We start from the raw sequence: 22,443 nt of genomic DNA on the forward strand, positions 1-22,443 counted from the left end.
GATCGCGGGGATCGCGCTTACAATTTGCGACAATGTTTCGATGGACGCCGGGGGTCCCGCCGACCATCTGAACCCCATGATGATCCGTCCGTCGATCCTGCCGACGCTCATCGCGGTCCCGCTCGCCGCCTGTGCCGCCGGACCCGATTACGCCCCCCGCACGGCCGCCCAGCTGGGCGTGCCGCCGGCCTATTCGGTTGCGGCGCAGGAGAGCGCGCAGGCCGATCTGCGTCGATGGTGGACCGCGTTCGACGATCCGATGCTGACCCGGCTGGTCGAACAGGCGGCGACGCGCAACCTGGACGTCGCGCAGGCGACGGTGCGGCTGCGCCAGGCGCGTGAGGCGCTCGTCCAGTCGCGCGCGTCGCTGCTCCCGTCGGTGGGGGCGAGCGGCGGGGCATCGCGGACCGAGGTGGTGCGCGGCGGAAGCGGGGGAAGCACCGGATTTTCGCTGGGCGCCGATGTGAACTATCAGGCCGACCTGTTCGGCGGTGTACGGCGCGGCGTGCAGGCGAGCGCGGCGGCGCTCGACGCGTCGGGATATGATTATGCGGCGGTGCTGATCTCCACCCAGGCAGAGATCGCGCGCAACTACATCCTCGCACGGGCGGCGCAGACCCAGCTGGCGAATGCGCGGGCGAGCCTGGCGATTCAGGACGACAATCTGGAGATTGCCGGGTTCCGCGTGCAGGCGGGGCTGGTTTCCTCGCTCGACCAGGAACAGGCACGCGCGAGCCGGGCGCAGACCGCAGCGTCGGTGCCGACGATCGAGGCGAGCTACAACAGCGCGGTGTCGCGGCTGGGCGTGCTGACCGGTCAGGCGCCGGGCGCGCTGAAGGCGGAGATGGAGGCGGCGCGGCCGATCCCGCAGGGGCCGGCGAGCATCGCGATCGGCATCCCCGCCGACACGCTGCGCCAGCGGCCCGACATCCGCGGCGCCGAACGCAGCCTGGCCGCGGCGGTGGCGCGGATCGGCGTGGCGGAAGCACAGCTCTATCCGCAATTGTCGCTGGGCGGCAGCATCGACGCGGGATCGACCGCGCTGTCGAGCCTGCTCGACGTCGTCACCGGACGGGTGTTCGCCAGCATCGCGCAGACGATCTTCGACGCGGGCCGCAACCGATCGCAGGTGCGATCGGCACAGGCGGCCGCGGACGGCGCGTTCCTCGCCTACAAACAGACGGTGCTGGCGGCGCTGGAGGATGTCGAGACGGCCGTGGTCGCGCTGCGGAGCGCGCAGGCGCGCGAGCGTGAGTTCACCGTCGCGCTGGACGCGGCGAACAACAGCGCGATCCTCTCGCGCAGCTCCTATCGCGCCGGTCTCGCCGACTTTCTGACGCTCAGCCAGAGTGAGGCCGCGCTGATTTCCGCCCGCAACGGGCTGGTCCAGGCGCGCGCCGATGAGGCGTCGGCGCTGATCCAGCTCTATCTCGCCCTGGGCGGGGGATGGGATGCGGGCGTGACGCCCACCCCCGACAACGTCCCCGCCCCCGCTGCCCTCGACAAGACCGGAACGAACTGATGGCCGAAGCCGAAACCCCCAATCTCGACGAATTTCTGGGCGGCAGGGTGACCGCGCCGTGGAAGCGTTATGCCCGCTGGGTGGCGCTGGCACTGGTGCTGATCGCCGTCGCGTTCGGCCTGTCGCGCTGCTTCGCGGGAAGCGACGAGGCCGGCTATGCGACGCAAAAGGTGCAAAAGGGCGCGCTGACCGTCACCGTGTCGGCGACGGGCAAGCTGACCCCGACCAACCAGGTGCAGGTCGGCTCGGAACTCTCGGGCCTGATCACCAAGGTGCTGGTCGATGTGAACGACCGCGTCACCGCCGGCCAGCCGCTGGCGCTGATCGATCCCGAGCGGCTGGACGACGCGGTAACGCAGGGCCGCGCGGCGGTGGCGGCGGCACAGGCCACGGTCGCGCAGAACCAGGCGACGCTGACCGAAGCGCGCAGCCAGCTCGCCCGGTTCGAAGAGGTCAGCCGGCTGTCCGGCGGGCGTGTCCCGGCGAAGACCGAGATGGACACCGCCCGCGCCGGCGTGCAGCGCGCGGTCGCCACGCTGCGCGCAAGCCAGGCGCAGGTCGCCTCGCAACAGGCTGCGCTGCGCTCCAGCGTCACGCAGCGCAACAAGGCGGTGATCCGGTCCCCCGTCACGGGTGTCGTCCTGGCGCGGCAGGTCGAGCCGGGCCAGACGGTCGCCGCGTCGTTCAACACGCCGACGCTGTTCGTCATCGCCGAAGACCTGTCGGCGATGGAGCTGGAGGTTGCGATCGACGAAGCCGATGTCGGACAGGTGAAGGACGGGCAGCGCGCGCGGTTCACCGTCGATGCCTTTCCCGGCGAAACCTTCCCCGCCGTCATCAAGCGGGTCGATGTCGGATCGAACCTGTCGGCCCAGGCGAGCAGTTCATCCTCGTCGAGCAGCAGTTCGACCACCAGCACCCAGGTCGTGTCCTATGGCGCCACCCTGTCGGTCGCCAATCCCGAACAGAAGCTGCGCCCCGGCATGACGGCGACGGCCGAGATCGTGACGCTGGAAAAGAAGAATGTGCTGCTGGTCCCCAACGCCGCGCTGCGGTTCACGCCGACCCAGGCGGACGCACAGCAATCAGGCGGCGGCATGGCCGGCGCGCTGGTGCCGCGACGGGGCCGGCGCGACGGCGACGCCACCAAATCCGCGACGATCGGACGCGGCGCGCGCCAGACGGTCTATGTGACGGGCGACGACGGCCAGCCGACCCCGATCGAGGTGACGACCGGCGACACCAACGGACAGATGACCGAAATCCTGAGCGGCGGCCTCAAGCCCGGCATGGAGGTGATCACCGGGCAATATGCGAGCGACTCCGCATCGTCTGGGCGCCGTTCCGGTGGCGGATCGGGCAGCGGATCGGGCAGTGGCGGCGGCCAGCGGCGCGGGAGCGGATCGGGTGGCTGATCCGATCATCCGCCTGCGCGGCGTGACCAAGGTCTATGGCGAGGGCGCAACCGCCTTCCAGGCGCTGAAGGGCGTGGACCTGGACATTGCGGGCGGCGATTTCGTCGCGGTGATGGGGCCGTCGGGATCGGGCAAGTCGACGACGATGAACATCCTGGGCTGCCTGGACGTGCCGAGCGCCGGAGAGTTCCTGTTCAAGGGCGTGCATATCGAACGGCTCGACCGCGACCAGCGCGCGCTGGTGCGGCGCAAATATCTGGGCTTCGTGTTTCAGGGCTTCAACCTGCTCAGCCGCACCAGCGCGCTGGAGAATGTCGAGCTGCCCCTGCTCTATCGCGGCGAGGACAAGAAGCTGCGCCGCGAACTGGGCATGGCGGCGCTCGACAAGGTCGGCCTTGCCGACTGGTGGGACCATACCCCCGCCGAGTTGTCGGGCGGCCAGCAACAGCGCGTCGCGATCGCACGCGCGATCGTCACCAGCCCGGCGGTGTTGCTGGCCGACGAGCCGACCGGCAACCTCGATTCCGAACGATCGGTGGAGATCATGGAACTGCTCACCGCGCTCAACCGCGACAGCGGCATCACCGTACTGATGGTCACCCATGAGCCGGACATGGCGGCGTTCGCGCATACCATCGTCCACTTCAAGGACGGGCTGGTCGAACGGATCGAGCAGGGTCAGGCGGCGGGGGTCCCCGCCTGATGCTCGGTACCACCTTCACCCTGGCCGTGCGGTCGATCCTGAGGCACAAGCTGCGCTCGTTCCTCACGACGCTGGGCATCATCATCGGCGTCGCGGCGGTGGTCGCGATGGTGACGCTGGGCAAGGCGACCACCGCCGCCGCGCAGGCGCAGGTCGCAAGCCTTGGCACCAACATCCTCCAGGTTCGCCCGGGCCAGGGGTTCGGGCGCGGCGGCGGCGGCCCGCGCCCGCCCGATTTCAAGATCGAGGACGTCGATGCGATCCGCGAACAGGTGGGCGGCGTCACCGCGATCGCACCGATGGCACAGACCAGCGCGACCGTGATCTATCAGGGCGCGAACTGGTCGACCACGATCAACGGGACGACCAATTCCTATTTCCGCGTCCAGCCATGGCCGCTGGCGTCGGGCCGGACCTTCTCTCCACAGGAGGAACAGGCGGGCAAGGCGGTGTGCATCATCGGCAATACCGTGCGGACCAACCTGTTCCGGGGCGGCGAGGCGGTAGGCGCGCGCATCCGCGTAAACGGCGTGTCCTGTGACGTGATCGGCACGCTGACGACGCGGGGCCAGGGCGGGTTCGGCGATCAGGACGACGTGATCCTGATGCCGATCAAGCAGGTCCAGCGCCGCTTCACCGGAAATCGCGACGTGCGGTTGATGATGGTCGGATTCGATCCGGCCTATAGTTCGGAACAGGTCCAGGCGTCGATCAGCGCGGTGCTGCGCGAACGGCGCAGCATCACCGGCGGAAAGCAGGATGATTTCAACATCTTCGATACCGCGCAGATCAGCCAGACGCTCACCGGGATCACCACCCTGCTCACCCAGATCGTCACCGCAGTGGCGGCGATCAGCCTGATCGTCGGCGGCATCGGCATCATGAACATCATGCTGGTCAGCGTGACCGAACGCACGCGGGAGATCGGCATCCGCCTGGCCATCGGCGCGATCGCGAACGAAGTGCTGATGCAGTTCCTGGTCGAGGCGATCGTGCTGTCGATGCTGGGCGGCCTGATGGGACTGGTACTGGCGCAGGTGGCGGTCGCGGTGCTGACCCCGCTGATGCAGGTGCCATGGACGTTCGACCTGCGGATCAACATCATCGCCTTTGCCATTTCGGCACTGATCGGCATCGTCTTCGGCTTCTTCCCCGCGCGCCGGGCGGCGAGCCTGAACCCGATCGACGCGCTGCGGCACGAATAGGATCAGGCGAACTGGAGCAGCACCAGCCCCGCCGCGAGCGCGATCGCGGCGGCAAGGCGTCGCCCCCCGAACCCCTCGCCCAGATAGCGGCTGCCGATCAGCGCCGCCCAAACCACCGCCGTTTCGCGCAACGCCGATACCTTTGCGACCTCGACCAGCGAATAGGCGTAGAGCGCGGCGCCGAACGAAACGATCGACAACGCTCCCGCCGCGGCTCCGTGGCGCCAGGTCGCGGCGATCGCCCGCGCCAGCGTCCGGCGGCGCAGCGCGACCGCAGTGGCGGTGACGCACAGCGCGTCGAGCATGAACAGCCAGACGATGTATGTGGTCGGCCGAGGCGCGACGCGCACGCCATGCGCATCGGTCATGTTGTAGAGCGCAACCCCGATCGCGGTGGCGAGCGCCCAGCCCATCGCCGCGCGATCGGGATGCGCCCGCATCGGCGTACCGCGTGCCGGAAGCGCGAAGACGACCACCGCGCCGGTGGCGATCACCAGCCCGGCCCAGCCGAGCGGCGGCAGATGTTCGTGCAGCACGATCGTCGCGAAGCCGGCGGTGAGCAGCGGCGCGGCACCGCGCATGATCGGAAAGACAAGGCTGAGGTCGCCGCGCTGCATCGCCCGGATCAGGCACAATTGATAGGCGAAATGCGCGGGAATGGCCCAGCCGAGCGCACGCCACGTCGCGGCATCGGGCGTCGGCACCAGCAGCGCGAACGGGGCGATCATCAGCGCCGCGCTGGACGAGAGCAGCGCCCGCCCGACCAGAATGTCCTCCCCCTTCTTCACCGCGGTATTGGCGAGCGCGAGGGTGAGCGCGGACAGCAGTCCCAACGCGACCGCCAGCCCATGCTCACCCATGGTTCAGCCGGTCGAGATCGGATGGCGTGTCGATATCGATCAGTTCGGCGGGCGGCGCGATGACATGATGGCCCCGGCGCACCAGATCGCGCGCGCCGACATCACCGCGCAACGCCATCAGTTCGTCAAAATGCCGGCTGCCGAACAGGGCGGGCGGACGCGGGATCACCCCGTCGCTCGACGCGACGATGGCCGACGCATCCTCCGCCCGATCGAGCAGGCGATAGATATGCGTCGCGGTGACGCGCGGCATGTCGGCAAGCGCGATCAGCACCGCCTCCGCCCCTGCCGACGCGGCCGCCGCCACTCCGAGCCGTAGCGACCGGCCCAGTCCCGCCGCCGGATCGGCATTGGCGACCACCCGATATCCCCGTGCCGCAAGGTCGAGTGCCGTATCCGACACCACCGCGATGCGGCAGTGGAACGGCACCACCTCCAGCGCGACGACCACGTGCAGGCCGAGCGGGCGACCGAGATAGGGGACGGTCAGCTTGTCCAGCGCGCCGAAGCGCCGCGATCGCCCTGCGGCAAGCAGCACCAGCGCGGCGCGATCAGCCGCGATCATGCAGCGCCCTGACCATGCCGGCGGCGATCGACAGGGCGATTTCCGCCGGACCGATCGCGCCGATGTCGATCCCCGCCGGCCCGTCGATCCGGTCGATCTGAGCGGGGTCGAGGCCGGTGGCGGCGAGCCGGTCGCGCCGCGCGGCGTGGCTCTTGCGCGATCCCAGCGCGGCGACATAGCCGGCGCCACCCCGCAACGCCGCGGCCAGCGCGGGATCGTCGATCTTCGGATCGTGACTGAGCGTCACCACGGCGGTGGCGCCATCGGGACGCAGCGCCGCCACCGCCTCGTCCGGCCAGCGATCGTCGAGTGCGACATCGGGAAAACGTTCCGGCGTCAGAAAGCGGCCGCGCGGATCGATCACCACGGTCACGATGCCCAGTTCGCGCGCGATTCCCGCCAGCACCTGGGCGATCTGGACCGCGCCGACGATCAGCAGCCGACGGGGCGGTTCGTAACGGTTGACGAACGCCGCGCCCGCGACCGGCGCGATGCCGCTGCGCCCCGTCGCCAGATCGGTCGCGATGTCGATCGCCCGTCCCGCGCCCCGCGCGGCGGCGATCGCATCGAACAGGGCGGGCGGAAAGCCGGGGTCGGCGACCGGCTGGACGATCACCTCGATCTCCCCGCCACAGGGGAGGCCGACCTCCCACGCCGCGCTGTCGGCGACACCATAGCGCCGGCGCTGAACGCCCGCGCCGGAGATCACCTCCGCCGCGATCGCGATGATGTCCGCCTCGACACAGCCGCCCGAGACCGATCCTTCGAACCGGCCGTCGTCATGGATCAGCAGGTGCGATCCGCGCGGACGCGGCGCCGACCCCCAGGTCGAAATGACCGTCGCCAGCGCCATCGGCGCGCCCGCCCATGCGCGCGCGGCGGCGATCACATTGTCGTTGTCGGCCATCGCTGCCTCAATCCCGTCATCCGAATCGCCTACCCCGCCGCCAGGCACGGGAGATAGGATGATGCACCGGATGTGGCGAGCCGCGCTCGCGCTCATTATGATCGGGTCGCCCGCATGCGCGAAGGAGGCCGCCATTTCGACACCCCATCCGATCGTGATCGCCCATCGCGGCGCCAGCGGCGAACGGCCCGAGCACACGATCGCGGCCTACACGCTGGCGATCGAACAGGGCGCGGACTTTATCGAACCCGATCTGGTGATGACGAAGGACGGCCAGTTCGTCGCCCGGCACGAGAATAATATCACCGACACGACCGACGTCGCCAACCATCCTGAATTCCGCGACCGCAAGACCAGCAAGGTGATCGATGGCGGCAAGCAGACCGGCTGGTTCACCGAGGATTTCACCCTCGCCGAACTGAAGACGCTGCGCGCAAGGGAGCGGCTGCCGCTGCTGCGCCGGAGCAATACCCGATATGACGGACAGTTCGCCATTCCGACGCTGCGCGAGATCATCGCGCTGGCCAAGGAGGCGAGCGCGCGCACCGGGCGGACGATCGGCATTTATCCGGAGACCAAGCACCCGAGCTATTTCGCGTCGATCGGCCTGCCGATGGAGGCGGCGCTGGTCACCGAACTGAAGGCGGCGGGCTGGGATCGCGCCGATGCGCCGGTGTTCATCCAGTCGTTCGAGGTGAACAATCTGAAGGCGCTGAAACGGATGACGCAGGTGCCGCTGATCCAGCTGCTCGCGGCCGAAGGGGGGCCGGCGGACGGCGCGCAGCCGAGCTATGCGGCGATGACGACGCCGGACGGGCTGAAGGCGATCGCCGCCTATGCCGCGGGCATCGGCCCGGACAAGGCGATGGCGATCCGGCCGGACGGCACCGTCACCCCGCTGATCGCCGACGCGCATGCCGCCGGCCTCAAGGTCCATCCCTGGACGTTCCGGGCCGAAAATTTCTTTCTGCCCGGTGGGTTGCGGGTCGGGATCCTGCCGATGGCCCATGGCCAGATCGAAGCGGAAATCCTGCGCTATATCGATGCGGGTGTGGATGGTTTCTTCACCGATTACCCTTATCACGGGGTTCAGGCGCGTGCGCAGCGATCCCGCTGAGCGGCCAGATGGAGGGTTGGGCGCGATGCGCAAATTCGTGATTTCGGCCGCGGCGGCGCTGCCGCTGTTGACCGGTGGCTGTCTTGCCAAGACCGCGTTCGACGTGGTGACGCTGCCCGTGAAGGCGGCCGGGCAGGCGGCGGACTGGGCGACGACCAGCCAGGACGAGGCGGATCGCAACTACGGCCGCAAGATGCGCAAGCAGGAGGCCCGCGAGGGCCGGGAACGCAAGCGCCAGGCGGACGAATGCCGCAAGGAGCGCGATGCGTGCCGCACCTATGACGGCTATCGTGCGAGCGATCCCGACTGAGAACGGTCGCGCGCGAGCGTCTCGGCGATCGCGCGCAGCACCTGCGGCCGCAGATGCACGCCGATATGGTTGCTCGCGACTTCGATCGCGCGCGCATCGCCGCGATCGCCCTCGTGACAGATCGCGCCATTGACGAATCCGTCGCTGCGGCTCCAGATCGACGTGGCCGGCATCGGCAGCGGCATCGCCGCCTCCGCCAGCATGGCGCGCGCCGCCGCATCCCCCACTTTCTGTCCGGTCAGCCATTCGAAATGGCGCCAGACATTGGTCGCCGATGGCGGTCCGGCATAGGGGGATGACAGCGTCACGACCTCCCGCACCAGATCCGGCCGCCGGTGCGCGACGACCCGCGCGAGGATGCCGCCCAGGCTGACGCCGATCAGCGTCACCTTCTCCCCGCCCGCCGCGGCATGGACATGCGCGATCCGGGCGATCAGCCGCTCGACGTCGCGCCCGACCGAGCGCACGCCCAGATTGACCCCGAGCCGCCAGCGCCACGTCCGGTATCCGCGCCCGCGCAGAAAGCGGTGCATCACCGCCATCGACGCGTCGCCATTCGCCAGACCGGGCAACAGCAGCACCGGCCGCATGTCCCCGCGCGGCGCATCGCTGAGACCGCGCCAGCTGAACGCCAGTTCGCCGAGCGCGGAGGCAAGGCGCGGCAGCTCGGCATAATAGGCCGCGCGCGAGGGCGGTTGCGGCTCCGCGCCGCTCACATGTTCGTCGGATCGGGCAACCATCGCATCACCGTCCATGGAAATGGCGTCCATACGCCCATCTTCAATCCCGCAGCCCGAAACGCCTCACCGGTCCAGGCGTTGCAGGTGCGCAGCGCGCTGTATCGCCCGTTCGCGACGTAGAATGCGTCACTGGCCCCATAGCCGGGGATGGCGCGCGCAGGTGCCGATCCGTCCGCCTGGAAGCTTGCCCGGATGAACGCGGCAAGGCGCCGATATTCCGCCGGCCGCACCGTTACCGCGCGCACCGAAGGCCCCACGCCCGGCTCCGACACGAACCCGACATGCATCAGCGTATCGGAACTGCCGATCGCGGCGCGCAGCACCGTGGCGACACGCACGTCGCGCCAGCCGGGCGTGCGCAGGTAGAAGGCGCGATCGCCCCAGCCAAAGCTGCGCCAGCCGTGCCGGGCATGGCGGGGATCGCGCACGTCGCCGGGCGCCGGCAGGTCGTCCCACGCCACTCCGGCGGCCCGCACCGGCAGGACGATGCCGGTATGGATGCCATTATCCTCCACATAGATGCGGACGCCCCGCCCCGGCGCGGTCCAGCCGCCGTTGGCCGGGATCACCCCACCGGCGAGGCCCGCCGCGACATAGCCGAAGACCGGCGTGGCGAGCAGCAGCAGCAGCACGGCGATGGCCGATCCCGCCGGCTTGCGCGCCATCCGTAACTCCCCATAGTATCGTGCATCCGCCACCCATGCTAAGATGCCGATATGCACAGCGAAACCCATGTTCTCGAACGTCCCCCCGAAGGCGCCGGCGCCGACTGGACGATCGCGCAGAACTGGGACGCGTTCACCCCTGCCGAACATGGGGTGTGGGACACGCTGTACGCGCGGCAGATGAAGCTGCTGCCCGGCCGCGCATCGACCGCCTATCTGCGCGGGCTGAACCTGTTGCGGCTGTCGGAACAGGGCATCCCCAATTTCGAGGATCTGTCGGAACGGCTGATGAAGCTGACCGGATGGCAGGTGGTGGCGGTGCCGGGGCTGGTGCCGGACGACGTCTTTTTCGACCATCTCGCCAATCGCCGGTTCGTCGCGGGCAATTTCATCCGCCGTCCGGACCAGCTCGACTATCTGCAAGAACCCGACGTGTTCCACGACGTGTTCGGCCATGTGCCGATGCTCGCCGATCCGGTCTTTGCCGACTATATGGTCGCCTATGGCCGTGGCGGGCTGCGCGCGCTGGAGCATGGCGCGCTCAAGCAGCTTTCCCGCCTCTACTGGTACACGGTCGAGTTCGGGCTGATCGAGGAGGATGCGGGGCTGCGCATCTATGGCTCGGGCATCGTGTCCAGCTTTGGCGAGAGCCGTTTCGCGCTCGACAGCGAAAGTCCCAATCGCATCGGCTTTGATCTGAAGCGGGTGATGCGTACCGACTATCGGATCGACGATTTCCAGCAGAATTATTTCGTCATCCCCAGCTTCGACGAATTGCTGCGCGTCACCGTCGAAACCGATTTCGCGCCACTCTATGACGAAATCCTGGCGATGCCCGACATCCCGATCGCTGCAATCGAACCGGACGACCGCGTGATCACCCACGGCACCCAGGACTATGCCCGGGGACGGGCGCCAGCGTAATCCCTACCAGCTGCCGAAGCCCGGGGCGAGGCCATGGCCGTCGGGGCCGGGGCGGGTGACGCGGGCTTGCCCGTAGCGGACGCGTTTGCGCAGCCGCAGCGTCGGCCAGTTGCCCATCGGCGTCCTGCCCGCGAGGCGCAGCCCGTGTCGCCGGTAGGCGCCGGCGACCCGATCGACCTGGGTATCGAGCAGCCCGGCGAGCACCAGTGTTCCCCCTTCGACCAGCGCCGCCGCGATGGCCGGGGCGAGTTCGATCAGCGGTCCGGCGAGCACGTTCGCGATAATGAGGTCATAGGGCGCGCGACCGATCAGCAGCGGATGCTCCAGCCCCGGCGCGGCAGCCAGCGCCAGCTCGCCCATTCCCACTCCCAGCGGCACGCCATTGATCGCCGCGTTTTCCGCCGTCACCTCGACCGCCACCGGGTCGATGTCCGACGCGGTGGCATAGGCGCGCGGCCACAGATGCAGCGCGGCAAAGGCGAGCAGGCCCGTCCCGGTGCCGATATCCACCAGATTGCGCACCACCGTGCCGTTCCGCCGCATCGCATCGAGCGTGCGCAGGCAGCCGGCTGTGGTTTCGTGCGTGCCGGTGCCGAACGCGCGGCTCGCCTCGATCTGAAAGGATGTCGCGCCATCCGGAACGACACCGCGATTGGTCGAGGTATGGACATAGAAGCGCCCGGCATGCACCGGCTCGATTCCCTGCTGGCTGAGCGTCACCCAGTCCTCGTCGGGCAGCTTCTCGACCACCTCCCGCACCTTGTTCGCGCTGGGAACCAGGGTGCGGAGCGCGGCGATATCGGACTTGCGGGGCTTGCCGTCGAAATACGCTTCGAGCCGCCAGCTGTCGGGATCGTCGGCAACCGTCTCGCTGGTCAGCAGCACCGGGGCGGGGTCGATACCGGGCAGCACGCCGCCATCGAAATCGCCACTTTCGAAACCGATCGCCTCCGCCTCATCGCGCGTGCAGGGCAGCGTGACCTTCCAGGCGCTCATCGGACATAGCTCGCGCCGTTGACGTCGAGCACCGCGCCGGTCATCGACGCCGGCGCCTCGAGCGCGCAGAACCGCGCTGTCACCGCAATCTCCTGTGGATCGGCGACCCGGCCGAGCGGGATGTCGGCGAGCAGCCTGTCGCCGCCACGACTCGCCAGATAGTCCTCCGCCATGCCGGTCATGGTAAAGCCGGGGCAGATCGCGAAGGCGAGGATCCCCTCCTTGGCATAGCCGCGCGCGATGCTCTTGGTCATCCCGATCATGCCCGCCTTGGACGCGGCATAGTGCCAGTGCGCGGGGCTGTCGCCACGATAGGCGGCACGGCTGGCGATGTTGACGATCCGCCCGCCCGACCCGCGCGCCTGCCAGTGGCGCACCGCCAGCCGCGACAGCTCCGCCGACGCGGTGAGGTTGATGCGCATGGTGCGCTCCCACGCCGCGACCCAGGCATCGTCATCAAGGTCGATCGACGCGGCTTCGAACACGCCGGCATTGTTGACGAGGACGTCGATGCGACCGTCCAGCGCGTCGAGCGCCGCCGCCCATAGATTGCGGGGGGCGCCAGGGTCGGTGAAATCGGCGGCGATGCCGCTGCGCGTTCCCTGGCCCACCAGCTTCACGTCGGAACCCGCCAGCGCGTCCAGGATCGCCGCGCCGATACCCCGGCTGGTGCCGGTCACGAGAATGTGCGTCGTCATCCCCCCGCGCTAGCGGGTCGGGGCGGATTCGGAAAGGTCAGGCCGCGACCGAGCGGGAAAAGCTGCTCGCCGCATCGTTGAGCCGGTTGAGGCTGTTGTCGATCTCGATCGATTCGCCCTCGAGCGTCTCGATTTCGCTGGCGACCTGTTCGGTATCCTCGCGGATGGCGCCGATGGTGGCGGACATGGAGTCGGCGGCGAGCGCGGTTTCATCGACCGCCGCGGTGATCGCGGTAACCGTCTGGGCCTGGGCCTCCATCGCCGCGCGGATGCGGTCGGCCGATGCCTGAACCTCGGTCACCGTGTCGCGGATCGACGCGTTGGTCTCCACCGTCCCCTTCGTCGCCGACTGGATCGCCGCGATCTTCGCCGCAATGTCGTCGGTCGCGCGCGCCGTCTGGTTCGCCAGGCTCTTCACCTCCTGCGCCACCACCGCAAAGCCGCGACCCGCATCCCCCGCCCGCGCCGCCTCGATCGTCGCGTTGAGCGCCAGCAGGTTCGTCTGACCGGCAATGTCGCGGATCAGGCCCAGGATCGATTCGATCGATTTCGCATGGTCCGACAGCATCTCGCTCATCGCCACCGCCTCGCCCGCCTGCGTGCTCGCCCGCGTCGCGACCCCCGCCGCAACCTCGACCTCGCCGCGCGCATCCTCAATCGCACGGATCAGCCCCGCCGCCGTGTGGGCAGCCTCCCGCATCGCCACCGCCGATTCCTCGGCCGCCGCGGCAACCTCGCTGGTCTGGCCAAGCATCGCGCGGGTCGCCCCGGCGGCACCCTTCGCATGTTCACGCACACGCGCGCCGAACGCCATGGTCTGCTCGATCGTGCCGGCGATCTCGCCGCGAAACCGCTCGGATCGGGTCTGCCGCTGCTGACGGGCGAGCGCGACATCGAGGCTGCCGAGGCGCGAGGCGACGAAATCGGCTTCGATCAGCGCCATGCGCTGGACGATGTCGGCAAGGTCCCGGAAGCGCCCGGTATCGGCCGCCAGCCGCTCGCGCAAAATCGCGAAGGTCATCGAATGGGCAAAGGCGAGCGCGGACAGCAGCGCGGGCAGCGGGACGCGCGCGCGATGGGTATCGTCGGCATGCCGGGCCGACATCCTCAGCCATTCCTCATCGAACGGGCGGGTGAATTTGGCACGGGTGTAGCGCACGCTGCGCTCGATATTCTCTGCGAGCCGGTCGGGCGTGAAATAGTCGCGCACATGCGCCGTTGCGTCGAGGCGCAGATAATGGGTCCAGAAGCTGTTCGCGATACGATCGAAATCCGCGCCGATCACCTCGGCGATTTCGGCGCATCCGGACGCGATCCGGCCGTCCCAGTCATAGTCGCGAATGCGTTCGGCAATGGGGCGATCACCATCCACCCATCGGCCGAGATCCCTGGTTTCCGCCATTCAACCTCTCCATCGCGTCGCTCAGGCGGCGACCTTTGAAACGAATTCGCCGGCACTGTTCTTCAGCGTTCCCAGCTGCCCGTCGAGCGCGGCGAACCCCTGCCCGACCCGGTCGATTTCGCTGGCGACCTGTTCGGTATCCTCGCGGATGGCGCCGATGGTGGCGGACATGGAGTCGGCGGCGAGCGCGGTTTCATCGACCGCCGCGGTGATCGCGGTAACCGTCTGGGCCTGGGCCTCCATCGCCGCGCGGATGCGGTCGGCCGATGCCTGAACCTCGGTCACCGTGTCGCGGATCGACGCGTTGGTCTCCACCGTCCCCTTCGTCGCCGACTGGATCGCCGCGATCTTCGCCGCAATGTCGTCGGTCGCGCGCGCCGTCTGGTTCGCCAGGCTCTTCACCTCCTGCGCCACCACCGCAAAGCCGCGACCCGCATCCCCCGCCCGCGCCGCCTCGATCGTCGCGTTGAGCGCCAGCAGGTTCGTCTGACCGGCAATGTCGCGGATCAGGCCCAGGATCGATTCGATCGATTTCGCATGGTCCGACAGCATCTCGCTCATCGCCACCGCCTCGCCCGCCTGCGTGCTCGCCCGCGTCGCGACCCCCGCCGCAACCTCGACCTCGCCGCGCGCATCCTCGATCGCACGGATCAACCCTGCCGCCGTGTGGGCAGCCTCCCGCATCGCCACCGCCGACTGTTCCGCTGCCGCCGCGACCTCGCTCGCCTTACCCAGCATGCCGCGCGCCGCCGCCGAGGTGTGCTGGGCCTGCGCCCGCAGCGTCTCTCCCTCGCTCGACGCGCTTTCGACGGTGGAGCCGATCGATTCGCGGAACTGGCCGGCGAGCCGGTCGCGCGCGACCTGCGCCGAATGGTCGCGATACAGATTGTAGATTTCGACGGTGATGTCGCTTTCCAGCGCCGAGAGACGCATCAGCGTGTCGATCATCGGCGCGAGCCGCGAATCGCCCGTCGGAACGCGCCGGACCAGCACCTCAAGTGCGGCGCGGTCACTGGCGTTGATCATCGACAACAGTGCCATCGGTTCGACATCCGCGGCATAGGCCGCCGCGACCGAGCGTTCGATCGATTCCACCCAGGCCCGGCCGCGCGTGTCGAGAAACCGGTTGCGCAGGAACACCGCGCCGATTTCGATCATCTTCTGCGTGTCGGCGGTCGCCCAGTTGCGCTGATCGGCGAAGCACCGCAGCCATTGCTGCCAATATGCCCCCGAAATCGCCTGGATATCGGGTTCGAGCATGGTCCAGACGCCGCGGCTCAACTCTTCCAGACCACCATCGAAGTCGAACACGCGCAGCCGCGCGGCCAGATCGATCTTCCCGCAGATCACCCCGGCTTCGGGCATGTCCTTCGGCGTCGGCGTTTGCATCACCCGTTCATTCCCCCTTAGTGACAAGGCGCAGTTCGCCCACACATCCGGGACCAGTCGTGACGGAAAATCATTAAGGGCCGGTTAGCCAACGGTCCGAAACGGGGGTGCGTTGCGGCTTGCATCGCCCGCCGCTCTGGCACATTAGGCGCGCACGTCATTCAGGGGATACGCCTTGGCCACGGCCCGCAACACCAATCGCCCGCTCTCGCCCCATCTCCAGATCTGGAAATGGGGTCCGAACATGCTGGTTTCGATCCTGCACCGCGTCACCGGCACGGGGATGGCGACGGTGGGCGTCGCCGTGCTGCTGTGGTGGCTCGGCGCGCTGGCGGCGGGACCGGACGCTTATGCCAAGTTCCTCGACCTGCTGACCGTGCAGAGCGGCCGGCCGAACATCGCCGGCTATATCCTGGGCATCGGCCTGACGCTCAGCTTTTTCCAGCATCTGATGTCGGGCATCCGCCACTTCGTCATGGATGCCGGCGCCGCGTTCGAGCTGAAGGCGAACAAGAGCTTCGCGATCCTGACGATGGTGGTGTCGGTGGTGCTGACCGCCGCCCTGTGGGGGTATCTTTCCTATAGCGACCTGACTGCGCCGCCCAAGAGCGCGCCGATCCAGGTGGAGGCCAAGTAAGATGGGCAACGGAACCAGCATCGGCCGCGTCCGCGGCCTGGGCGCCGCGCATGAGGGGACGCATCACTGGGTCGAGCAGCGGCTGACCGCCGGCGCGAACCTGTTCCTGATGCTGTGGCTGGTCGTCAGCCTGGTCCGCCTGCCGGACATGGGATATGAAACGGTGCAGCTGTGGCTCGCCAGCCCCTGGGCGGCGGTGCCGATGATCCTGCTCGTCATCAGCGTCTTCTTTCACCTCAAGCTCGGCCTCCAGGTCGTGATCGAGGATTACCAGCATGACGAGACGCGCGTCGTGCTGCTGACGCTGCTCAACTTCTTCGCCATTTCCGGCGCGGTCTTTGCGATCTTCTCGATCCTCAAGATCGCCTTCACCGTCACCACCGGAGCGCCCGCCTGATGTCCGCTGCCTACAAGATCATCGACCACAGCTATGACGCCGTCGTCGTGGGCGCGGGCGGATCGGGCCTGCGCGCCACCATGGGCTGTGCCGAGGCCGGGCTGAAGACCGCGTGCATCACCAAGGTGTTCCCGACCCGGTCGCACACCGTCGCGGCGCAGGGCGGGATCGCCGCCAGCCTGGGCAACAATTCGCCCGATCACTGGACCTGGCACATGTTCGACACCGTCAAGGGATCGGATTGGCTGGGCGACCAGGATGCGATCGAATACATGGTCCGCGAGGCGCCGCAGGCGGTGTACGAGCTGGAACATGCCGGCGTGCCGTTCAGCCGCAACGACAACGGCACCATCTATCAGCGCCCGTTCGGCGGCCATATGCAGAATATGGGCGAAGGCCCGCCGGTGCAGCGCACCTGCGCCGCGGCCGACCGCACCGGCCATGCGATGCTGCACGCGCTGTATCAGCAGAGCCTGAAATACGACGCCGATTTCTTCATCGAATATTTCGCGCTCGACCTGATCATGGAAAACGGCGCATGCCGGGGCGTGATCGCGCTGTGCATGGAGGATGGCAGCATCCACCGGTTCCGCAGCCATGCCGTCATCCTGGCGACCGGCGGCGGCGGGCGCGTCTATCAGTCGGCGACCAGCGCCCACACCTGCACCGGCGACGGCAACGGCATGGCATTGCGCGCGGGGATCGCGTTGCAGGATATGGAGTTCGTCCAGTTCCACCCGACCGGCATCTATGGCGCGGGCGTGCTGATCACCGAGGGCGCGCGCGGCGAGGGCGGATACCTCACCAATTCCGAGGGCGAGCGGTTCATGGAACGCTATGCCCCGTCGGCGAAGGACCTGGCCAGCCGCGACGTCGTCGCGCGGTCGATGGCGATGGAAATCCGTGAAGGCCGGGGCGTCGGCAAGGAAAAGGACCATATTTTCCTGCACCTCGACCATATCGATCCCAAGGTGCTGCACGAACGCCTGCCCGGCATCACCGAAACCGGCAAGATTTTCGCCGGCGTCGATCTCACCAAGAAGCCGCTGCCGGTGGTGCCGACGGTCCATTACAATATGGGCGGCATCCCGACCAACTATCATGGTGAGGTCGTCCAGCTGCGCGACGGCAATCCCGACGCGGTGGTCCCCGGCCTGTTCGCGGTCGGCGAGGCGGCGTGCGTCAGCGTCCATGGCGCGAACCGGCTCGGCTCCAACTCGCTGATCGACCTGGTGGTGTTCGGCCGCGCGACCGGCCTTCGGCTCAAGGAAACGCTCACGCCCAACAGCCCGCACGCCGCGCTGCCCAAGGGGTCGGAGGAGTTCGCGCTCGGGCGGCTCGACCATTTCCGCAACGCCAAGGGCGGCACGCCCACCGCGAAGATCCGCGCGGACATGCAGAAGACGATGCAGAAACATGCCGCCGTCTTCCGCGACACCGCGCTGCTGGCCGAAGGCGTCACGATGATGGACGCGGTGTACAAGAGCATGGGCGACGTCGGCGTGACCGACCGCTCGCTGATCTGGAACACCGATCTGGTCGAGACGCTGGAACTGGACAATCTGATCGGCCAGGCGGTCGTCACGATGCGCAGCGCCGACAACCGCAAGGAATCGCGCGGCGCCCATATGCACGAGGATTTCCCCGAGCGCGACGACAAGAACTGGATGAAGCACACCGTCGCCACCTTCGACGGGTGGGGCGGCAAGGGTGGCGCGGTGGCGATCGACTACCGCCCGGTCCACGACTACACGCTCACCGACGACGTCGAATATATCAAGCCGAAGAAGCGGGTGTATTAAATATGTCGAAGCTGGATTGGTCGAAAACTTCAATACCCTCGACCGATCCGGCACGCACCCAGAAGGATGCAGTGGACGCCAGCGTCCTCGCCACTACCCCTGCAGCCCAGAAAGAACTCAAAGCAGCGAGACAAGCACGGCAGGAAGCAGCCCGACGCGCAGCGAAAACACGAAAACTGAATCGGGTTAGGCAGCAGGAGAAAGACCGGCAGGATGCCCTTGACCGTGCCTTCTCCAAAGCGGCAGAAGCAGATTTCTGGACTAGGCTGAAAGACGCGATGACGCGACGTAACGCTTTAAAAAATAATAAGAAATAATGCCGAGATCAGTCGGCAGCTACCTCTCCCACTCCACGCCGCCTAAATCCATCCGCACATGCACGATGCGCGATACGACGACCGCTTCCTCGACGACCCGATAATAGATGCTGTGTTCGCCCGACCGCCACTTGCGCAGACCAGCCGAAACATCTGATCGGTCGCTTCCGGCGTCAGGCCGTTCCGCAATTTGGCCCAGCGCATCAGCAAGAGCGCCCAGATAAATCCTGGCCTGCGTCCTGCCCCAGCGTGCGTCGGTATAATCCGCGATATCGCGCAAATCCTTGCGCGCTCTCGGTCGCAGCTCAATGCGGCGGGTCAACTTTCTGGATACCGCTCGTCGATCCACGCCTGCATATCGAACGGGGTCGCCGGGCCGCTCTCGTCCCCCTCCCGGATCGTCTCACGCAACGCCTCCAGCTTGCGCTCCTCATGCTCCAGCAACCGCAACCCCGCCCGGATCACCTCGCTTGTTGATCCGTATCGCCCGGATTCCACCCGCTCATGCGCGAACGCGGTGAAATGTTCCCCAAGCGCAACGGATGTGTTTTTCGCGACCATAGGATATGCATTACCAAATTATGGTAACTCCTGCAATTCCCTTCCCACTTGACCTTCTGCCTGCTCCACTCCCAATTCCCATCAATACTTGAGGGGGAAACCACATTGCGCCTGCTGCCACTCGCCGCGATCCTCGCCCTCCTCCCCGCGGCCTCCGCGCAGCAGGCTTCCTACACTCCGCCCCAGCACACCGCGCCGCCGCCGCCGGGCGTCGCCCGGTCGAGCGGGTATGAGATCGCGCAGCAGGCCGATGGCGGCACCCAGATCGAGCGTGACCGGCCGGTGCGCTATGCGCTGGAGGAGCATCGTCGGCTCGACCGCGCGCTCGCGACACTGGCGCCGCAGCGCAAGGGCGTGGTCGATGCCTATGTCCTGTCGGTCGCGCTCGACAGCGATCCGGTGTTCGGGCGCGAGGCGCGCGAGGCGGGCAAGGTGCTGGCGCGCCGATACGACGCCGTCGGCCGCACGCTGATCTTTGGCGGCAGCGACGGATCGACGCCATCCGCGCTGCCGATGGGGTCGCCCGCCAATATCGAGGCGGCGCTGGCGCGGATCGCGGAGGTGATGGACCCGGAACAGGACGTGCTGGTGCTCTACACCACCAGCCACGGCGCGCCGTTCGGCATCGTCTATAATGACGGGGACGAAGGCTGGGGCGCGATTTCGCCGACCCGGCTGGCGCGGATCCTGTCGGATCTGGGCATTCAGCGCCGGCTGCTCATCATCAGCGCCTGTTATTCGGGTGTGTTCGTCCCCGTGCTGTCCGGCGCGCAGTCGGCGATTTTCAGCGCGGCGGCGTCGGACCGGTCCTCGTTCGGCTGCGTGTCGGAGAATGACTGGACGTTTTTCGGCGATGCCGCGATCAACCATGCGCTGCGCAAGCCCCAGCCGCTCGGTGCCGCGATGACCGAGGCGACCGCGCTGATCGGGCAATGGGAAAAACAGGGCAATCTCAAGCCGTCGCTGCCCCAGCAGAGCGTGGGGGTCGAGGTGCAGAAATGGCTCGCCCCGCTCGAGGCGCGGATGCCGGGAACCGCGACGCAGCCGGTGGGCCGACCATCGATCGACAGCCTGAAGGACATGCGGCGCTGATCCTTTCCGCCGTTCGCTGGTTGGAGCGGCGATGGACCTTCAGTTCCTGTTCGCGCTGCCGCTTCTGGCGGGCCTGCTTCTTGTCGGCCTGGGCATGCGCGCGGCGTTTCGGCGGCGGAATCGGGAACCTCGCCGCACGCCAGGGGTTGCGCGGGCCATGACTGATCCCAATCGCTACCCGCTGCTCGCCCGCCCCCATGTCCACCTGTCCGGCCCGGTCGATCAGGCGATGTACCAGAGCTTTCGCGAACAACTCGCCGCTGCGCCGGGCGACGGCACGCTGGTCATCGCCATCTCGACGCTGGGCGGCGATCCGGAAACCGCGCGGCTGATGGGCGACGAGGTGCGGCTGATGCGCGACTATAGCGGGCGTGAGCTGCTGTTCCTGGGCCAGGTCGCGGTCTATTCGGCGGGCGCCACGTTCATGGCGGCGTTCCCGGTGGACAAACGGTTTCTGACGCGCGGTACGCGGATCATGATCCATGAGCGGCTGTTGACGTCGGATATCCACCTGTCCGGCCCGCTCAAGACGCTCACTGCCACGCTGAAGGCGAAGCTGCACGAGATCGAACATTCGATCCGCATCGAGGAAGAGGGGTTTCGCGACCTGATCGCCGGATCGAAGATCACGTTCGAGGAGGTGCGCCGCCGCGCGCCGGAAAACTGGTATATCGACGCGCAAGAGGCGCGCGACCTGGGCCTCGTACTCGACGTGATCTGACGATCTCAGCAAAGGCTCAGCTTTCGCTCATGCTTCCCCTCGGGCGCCGGGGCTAGCCCGCTCCCGGCAACCACGAGGGAGCAAGTGCAATGGATTCTACCAGCCCCGGCCGCAAGCTGGGCATCGCGATCGGCATCGCCATGCTGCTCGCGATCCCGCTATTCGCCGTCTATCTGCTCATCTACGACCGCGCGACCCAGTCGGACGCGGCGCGCGCGTCGATCGCCCAGGGGTGGGGCGATCCACAGAAGATCGCCGGCCCGCTGCTGGTCATCCCCTATCGCGTCGAAACGCCGCAAAGCGTGACGCAGGACGGAAAGCCCGTCGTTCGGACAACCACCCAGTGGCGCACGCTGACCCTGGCCCCGGAACGCCTGGCGCTGCGCACCGACATCGCGCCCGAACGGCGCACCCGTTCGATCTATGAAACGATCGTCTATTCCGCGCGGAACCAGGGGCATGCGACCTATCGCCTGCCCGCCGATTTCCAGCGCCTGAAAATCCCGCCCGAAACGATCGCGTTCGACCGCGCCGAAATCCGCTTCGGGATTTCCGATCCGCGCGGAGTAACGCCGGATGGCGCCATCCGGATCGACGGTCGCCCGGTCGCACCCCAGCCCGGCCACGGGCCGAATTCGACCGGCGGCAGCGGCTTTTTCGTCCCCGTGGACGCCCGGTCGCTGACCGGTGCGGCGATGACGGTCGATTTCGGCTTCACCGCGCGCGGCCATTCGCGCCTGACGCTGATCCCGCGCGCCGGCGAGACGGGGTGGACGGTGCGATCGCCCTGGCCGCATCCCAGCTTCGGCGGGGATTTCCTGCCCGGTCGCAGCCAGGTCACCGCCTCCGGCTTCACCGCCAGCTATGGCGTCAGCAACCTGGCCATCGGCACGACGCTGCTCAGTGATGGCGATGAAACGGCCACCGCTTCCGCGTCCGGCCGGGCGGCGGCCCGCGAGGAACAACGGGCGATCGAGATCGCGCTGATCCAGCCGGTCGATCTCTACGCCCAGATCAACCGGGCGGTGAAATACGGATTTCTGTTCGTCGGGTTCACCTTCACCGCGCTGCTGATGTTCGACGTGATCGGCGGGCGGGCGGTCTCTGCGGTGGAATATCTGCTGACCGGCGCGGCGCTCATCCTGTTTTTCGTGATGCTGCTCGGCTTTGCGGAGGTGACCGGCTTTGCGGCGGCATATCTGATCGCGGCAGGAGCGATCGTCGGGCTGCTCACCGCCTATTCGGCGGCGGTGCTGGGCAGCTGGCGACGCGGATCGCTGATCGCGACGCTGCTGGGCGGGCTGTACGCGGTTCTTTACGTGCTGCTCCGCCTCGAAGCCTATTCGCTGCTGATCGGATCGGTGCTGCTGTTCATCGCGCTGGCGGCGGTGATGTATCTGACCCGCAACCTCGACTGGGGCCGGACCGGGGAACCGCACCGCTGAAGTTGCGCATGAAACTGCGTGCCGCTCCTGCGAACCTTGGTTGCGGGAGCGGC

The 22,443-nt window shown here is 67.7% G+C and carries 25 protein-coding genes; 14 read left to right on the plus strand and 11 right to left on the minus strand.

Annotated elements, in window-relative coordinates; all coding sequences use genetic code 11:
- Nucleotides 1–76 precede the first annotated feature (76 nt).
- From KF783_RS01950 to KF783_RS01965, 4 genes are read left to right on the plus strand one after another with little or no spacing between them, the layout of a single operon-like run.
- Nucleotides 77–1,522 (plus strand): efflux transporter outer membrane subunit, encoded by a 1,446-nt coding sequence (locus tag KF783_RS01950; RefSeq protein ID WP_294076201.1) that lies wholly within the window; start codon nucleotides 77–79, stop codon nucleotides 1,520–1,522.
- A complete protein-coding gene (locus tag KF783_RS01955; protein WP_294076202.1) occupies nucleotides 1,522–2,937 on the plus strand; it encodes an efflux RND transporter periplasmic adaptor subunit in 1,416 nt (471 codons plus the stop codon). Before KF783_RS01950 ends, KF783_RS01955 begins: the two co-directional genes overlap by 1 nt.
- Nucleotides 2,930–3,640: an ABC transporter ATP-binding protein gene (locus tag KF783_RS01960; protein ID WP_294076203.1), complete on the plus strand. Its 711-nt coding sequence runs from the start codon at nucleotides 2,930–2,932 to the stop codon at nucleotides 3,638–3,640. Before KF783_RS01955 ends, KF783_RS01960 begins: the two co-directional genes overlap by 8 nt.
- The gene (locus KF783_RS01965; RefSeq protein ID WP_294076204.1) at nucleotides 3,640–4,845 is read left to right on the plus strand and encodes an ABC transporter permease; all 1,206 of its coding nucleotides are present in this window, start codon (nucleotides 3,640–3,642) and stop codon (nucleotides 4,843–4,845) included. The genes KF783_RS01960 and KF783_RS01965 overlap by 1 nt, the downstream gene beginning before the upstream one ends.
- Nucleotides 4,846–4,847: 2 nt before the next feature.
- Here the strand turns inward: KF783_RS01965 and KF783_RS01970 are convergent, their stop codons facing one another.
- Genes KF783_RS01970 through KF783_RS01980 form a run of 3 tightly spaced genes read right to left on the minus strand, consistent with a single transcriptional unit; the run spans nucleotide 4,848 to nucleotide 7,177 of the window.
- Nucleotides 4,848–5,705: a DMT family transporter gene (locus KF783_RS01970; protein ID WP_294076205.1), complete on the minus strand. Its 858-nt coding sequence runs from the start codon at nucleotides 5,703–5,705 to the stop codon at nucleotides 4,848–4,850.
- Nucleotides 5,698–6,270, minus strand: coding sequence for a nucleotidyltransferase family protein (locus KF783_RS01975; protein WP_294076206.1), 573 nt, complete (start codon nucleotides 6,268–6,270; stop codon nucleotides 5,698–5,700). The genes KF783_RS01970 and KF783_RS01975 overlap by 8 nt, the downstream gene beginning before the upstream one ends.
- The gene (locus tag KF783_RS01980; protein WP_294076207.1) at nucleotides 6,257–7,177 is read right to left on the minus strand and encodes an XdhC family protein; all 921 of its coding nucleotides are present in this window, start codon (nucleotides 7,175–7,177) and stop codon (nucleotides 6,257–6,259) included. The genes KF783_RS01975 and KF783_RS01980 overlap by 14 nt, the downstream gene beginning before the upstream one ends.
- A gap of 97 nt (nucleotides 7,178–7,274) precedes the next feature.
- Here KF783_RS01980 and KF783_RS01985 point away from each other — a divergent pair, with 97 nt between their 5' ends.
- Both KF783_RS01985 and KF783_RS01990 read left to right on the plus strand, forming a co-directional pair.
- The gene (locus KF783_RS01985) at nucleotides 7,275–8,294 is read left to right on the plus strand and encodes a glycerophosphodiester phosphodiesterase (RefSeq protein ID WP_294076208.1); all 1,020 of its coding nucleotides are present in this window, start codon (nucleotides 7,275–7,277) and stop codon (nucleotides 8,292–8,294) included.
- A gap of 25 nt (nucleotides 8,295–8,319) precedes the next feature.
- Entirely contained in the window at nucleotides 8,320–8,604 is a 285-nt protein-coding gene (locus KF783_RS01990; protein ID WP_294076209.1) for a hypothetical protein, read from the plus strand.
- Here the strand turns inward: KF783_RS01990 and KF783_RS01995 are convergent.
- Together KF783_RS01995 and KF783_RS02000 are read right to left on the minus strand one after the other, a co-directional pair.
- Nucleotides 8,580–9,374 (minus strand): alpha/beta fold hydrolase, encoded by a 795-nt coding sequence (locus KF783_RS01995; RefSeq protein WP_294076210.1) that lies wholly within the window; start codon nucleotides 9,372–9,374, stop codon nucleotides 8,580–8,582. The two genes, KF783_RS01990 and KF783_RS01995, sit on opposite strands and share 25 nt — an antisense overlap.
- On the minus strand, nucleotides 9,317–10,009 hold the full coding sequence (locus KF783_RS02000; protein ID WP_294076211.1) for a TIGR02117 family protein: 693 nt from the start codon (nucleotides 10,007–10,009) through the stop codon (nucleotides 9,317–9,319). The genes KF783_RS01995 and KF783_RS02000 overlap by 58 nt, the downstream gene beginning before the upstream one ends.
- Before the next feature lie 51 nt (nucleotides 10,010–10,060).
- Between KF783_RS02000 and phhA the strand changes: the two genes are divergently transcribed.
- On the plus strand, nucleotides 10,061–10,933 hold the full coding sequence (gene phhA, locus KF783_RS02005) for a phenylalanine 4-monooxygenase (protein ID WP_294076212.1): 873 nt from the start codon (nucleotides 10,061–10,063) through the stop codon (nucleotides 10,931–10,933).
- A gap of 3 nt (nucleotides 10,934–10,936) precedes the next feature.
- On the opposite strand, the gene KF783_RS02010 is transcribed toward phhA, so the two are convergent.
- The 4 genes from KF783_RS02010 to KF783_RS02025 are packed head-to-tail and all read right to left on the minus strand — an operon-like array spanning nucleotide 10,937 to nucleotide 15,394.
- Entirely contained in the window at nucleotides 10,937–11,929 is a 993-nt protein-coding gene (locus KF783_RS02010) for a 50S ribosomal protein L11 methyltransferase (protein WP_294076213.1), read from the minus strand.
- On the minus strand, nucleotides 11,926–12,627 hold the full coding sequence (locus KF783_RS02015; protein ID WP_294076214.1) for an SDR family oxidoreductase: 702 nt from the start codon (nucleotides 12,625–12,627) through the stop codon (nucleotides 11,926–11,928). Before KF783_RS02015 ends, KF783_RS02010 begins: the two co-directional genes overlap by 4 nt.
- 37 nt (nucleotides 12,628–12,664) lie before the next feature.
- The gene (locus KF783_RS02020) at nucleotides 12,665–14,029 is read right to left on the minus strand and encodes a methyl-accepting chemotaxis protein (RefSeq protein ID WP_294076215.1); all 1,365 of its coding nucleotides are present in this window, start codon (nucleotides 14,027–14,029) and stop codon (nucleotides 12,665–12,667) included.
- Between the two features lie 21 nt (nucleotides 14,030–14,050).
- Nucleotides 14,051–15,394: a methyl-accepting chemotaxis protein gene (locus KF783_RS02025; RefSeq protein ID WP_294076353.1), complete on the minus strand. Its 1,344-nt coding sequence runs from the start codon at nucleotides 15,392–15,394 to the stop codon at nucleotides 14,051–14,053.
- A 199-nt stretch (nucleotides 15,395–15,593) separates the two neighbouring features.
- On the opposite strand from KF783_RS02025, the gene sdhC reads away from it, so the two are divergent.
- From sdhC to KF783_RS02045, 4 genes are read left to right on the plus strand one after another with little or no spacing between them, the layout of a single operon-like run.
- Nucleotides 15,594–16,055 (plus strand): succinate dehydrogenase, cytochrome b556 subunit, encoded by a 462-nt coding sequence (sdhC, locus tag KF783_RS02030; RefSeq protein ID WP_294076216.1) that lies wholly within the window; start codon nucleotides 15,594–15,596, stop codon nucleotides 16,053–16,055.
- A 1-nt stretch (nucleotide 16,056) separates the two neighbouring features.
- Nucleotides 16,057–16,452 carry a succinate dehydrogenase, hydrophobic membrane anchor protein gene (gene sdhD, locus KF783_RS02035; RefSeq protein ID WP_294076217.1) on the plus strand — a complete coding sequence of 132 codons (396 nt, stop codon included), beginning with the start codon at nucleotides 16,057–16,059 and terminating at the stop codon, nucleotides 16,450–16,452.
- Nucleotides 16,452–18,254 carry a succinate dehydrogenase flavoprotein subunit gene (gene sdhA, locus KF783_RS02040; protein ID WP_294076218.1) on the plus strand — a complete coding sequence of 601 codons (1,803 nt, stop codon included), beginning with the start codon at nucleotides 16,452–16,454 and terminating at the stop codon, nucleotides 18,252–18,254. Before sdhD ends, sdhA begins: the two co-directional genes overlap by 1 nt.
- A 2-nt stretch (nucleotides 18,255–18,256) precedes the next feature.
- The gene (locus KF783_RS02045; protein ID WP_294076219.1) at nucleotides 18,257–18,571 is read left to right on the plus strand and encodes a hypothetical protein; all 315 of its coding nucleotides are present in this window, start codon (nucleotides 18,257–18,259) and stop codon (nucleotides 18,569–18,571) included.
- Between the two features lie 19 nt (nucleotides 18,572–18,590).
- On the opposite strand, the gene KF783_RS02050 is transcribed toward KF783_RS02045, so the two are convergent.
- Together KF783_RS02050 and KF783_RS02055 are read right to left on the minus strand one after the other, a co-directional pair.
- Nucleotides 18,591–18,893, minus strand: a complete 303-nt coding sequence (locus tag KF783_RS02050; protein ID WP_294076220.1) for a type II toxin-antitoxin system RelE/ParE family toxin — start codon at nucleotides 18,891–18,893, stop codon at nucleotides 18,591–18,593.
- The gene (locus KF783_RS02055; RefSeq protein WP_294076221.1) at nucleotides 18,890–19,132 is read right to left on the minus strand and encodes a type II toxin-antitoxin system ParD family antitoxin; all 243 of its coding nucleotides are present in this window, start codon (nucleotides 19,130–19,132) and stop codon (nucleotides 18,890–18,892) included. Before KF783_RS02055 ends, KF783_RS02050 begins: the two co-directional genes overlap by 4 nt.
- 105 nt (nucleotides 19,133–19,237) lie before the next feature.
- Here KF783_RS02055 and KF783_RS02060 point away from each other — a divergent pair, with 105 nt between their 5' ends.
- From KF783_RS02060 to creD, 3 genes are all read left to right on the plus strand, one after another.
- The gene (locus KF783_RS02060) at nucleotides 19,238–20,224 is read left to right on the plus strand and encodes a C13 family peptidase (RefSeq protein WP_294076222.1); all 987 of its coding nucleotides are present in this window, start codon (nucleotides 19,238–19,240) and stop codon (nucleotides 20,222–20,224) included.
- Between the two features lie 157 nt (nucleotides 20,225–20,381).
- Nucleotides 20,382–20,945: an ATP-dependent Clp protease proteolytic subunit gene (locus tag KF783_RS02065; protein WP_294076223.1), complete on the plus strand. Its 564-nt coding sequence runs from the start codon at nucleotides 20,382–20,384 to the stop codon at nucleotides 20,943–20,945.
- Between the two features lie 89 nt (nucleotides 20,946–21,034).
- Nucleotides 21,035–22,390: a cell envelope integrity protein CreD gene (gene creD / locus KF783_RS02070; protein ID WP_294076224.1), complete on the plus strand. Its 1,356-nt coding sequence runs from the start codon at nucleotides 21,035–21,037 to the stop codon at nucleotides 22,388–22,390.
- Nucleotides 22,391–22,443 lie beyond the last annotated feature (53 nt).

The organism is Sphingomonas sp. (assembly GCF_019635455.1).
In the GTDB taxonomy this organism is placed as follows: domain Bacteria; phylum Pseudomonadota; class Alphaproteobacteria; order Sphingomonadales; family Sphingomonadaceae; genus Sphingomonas.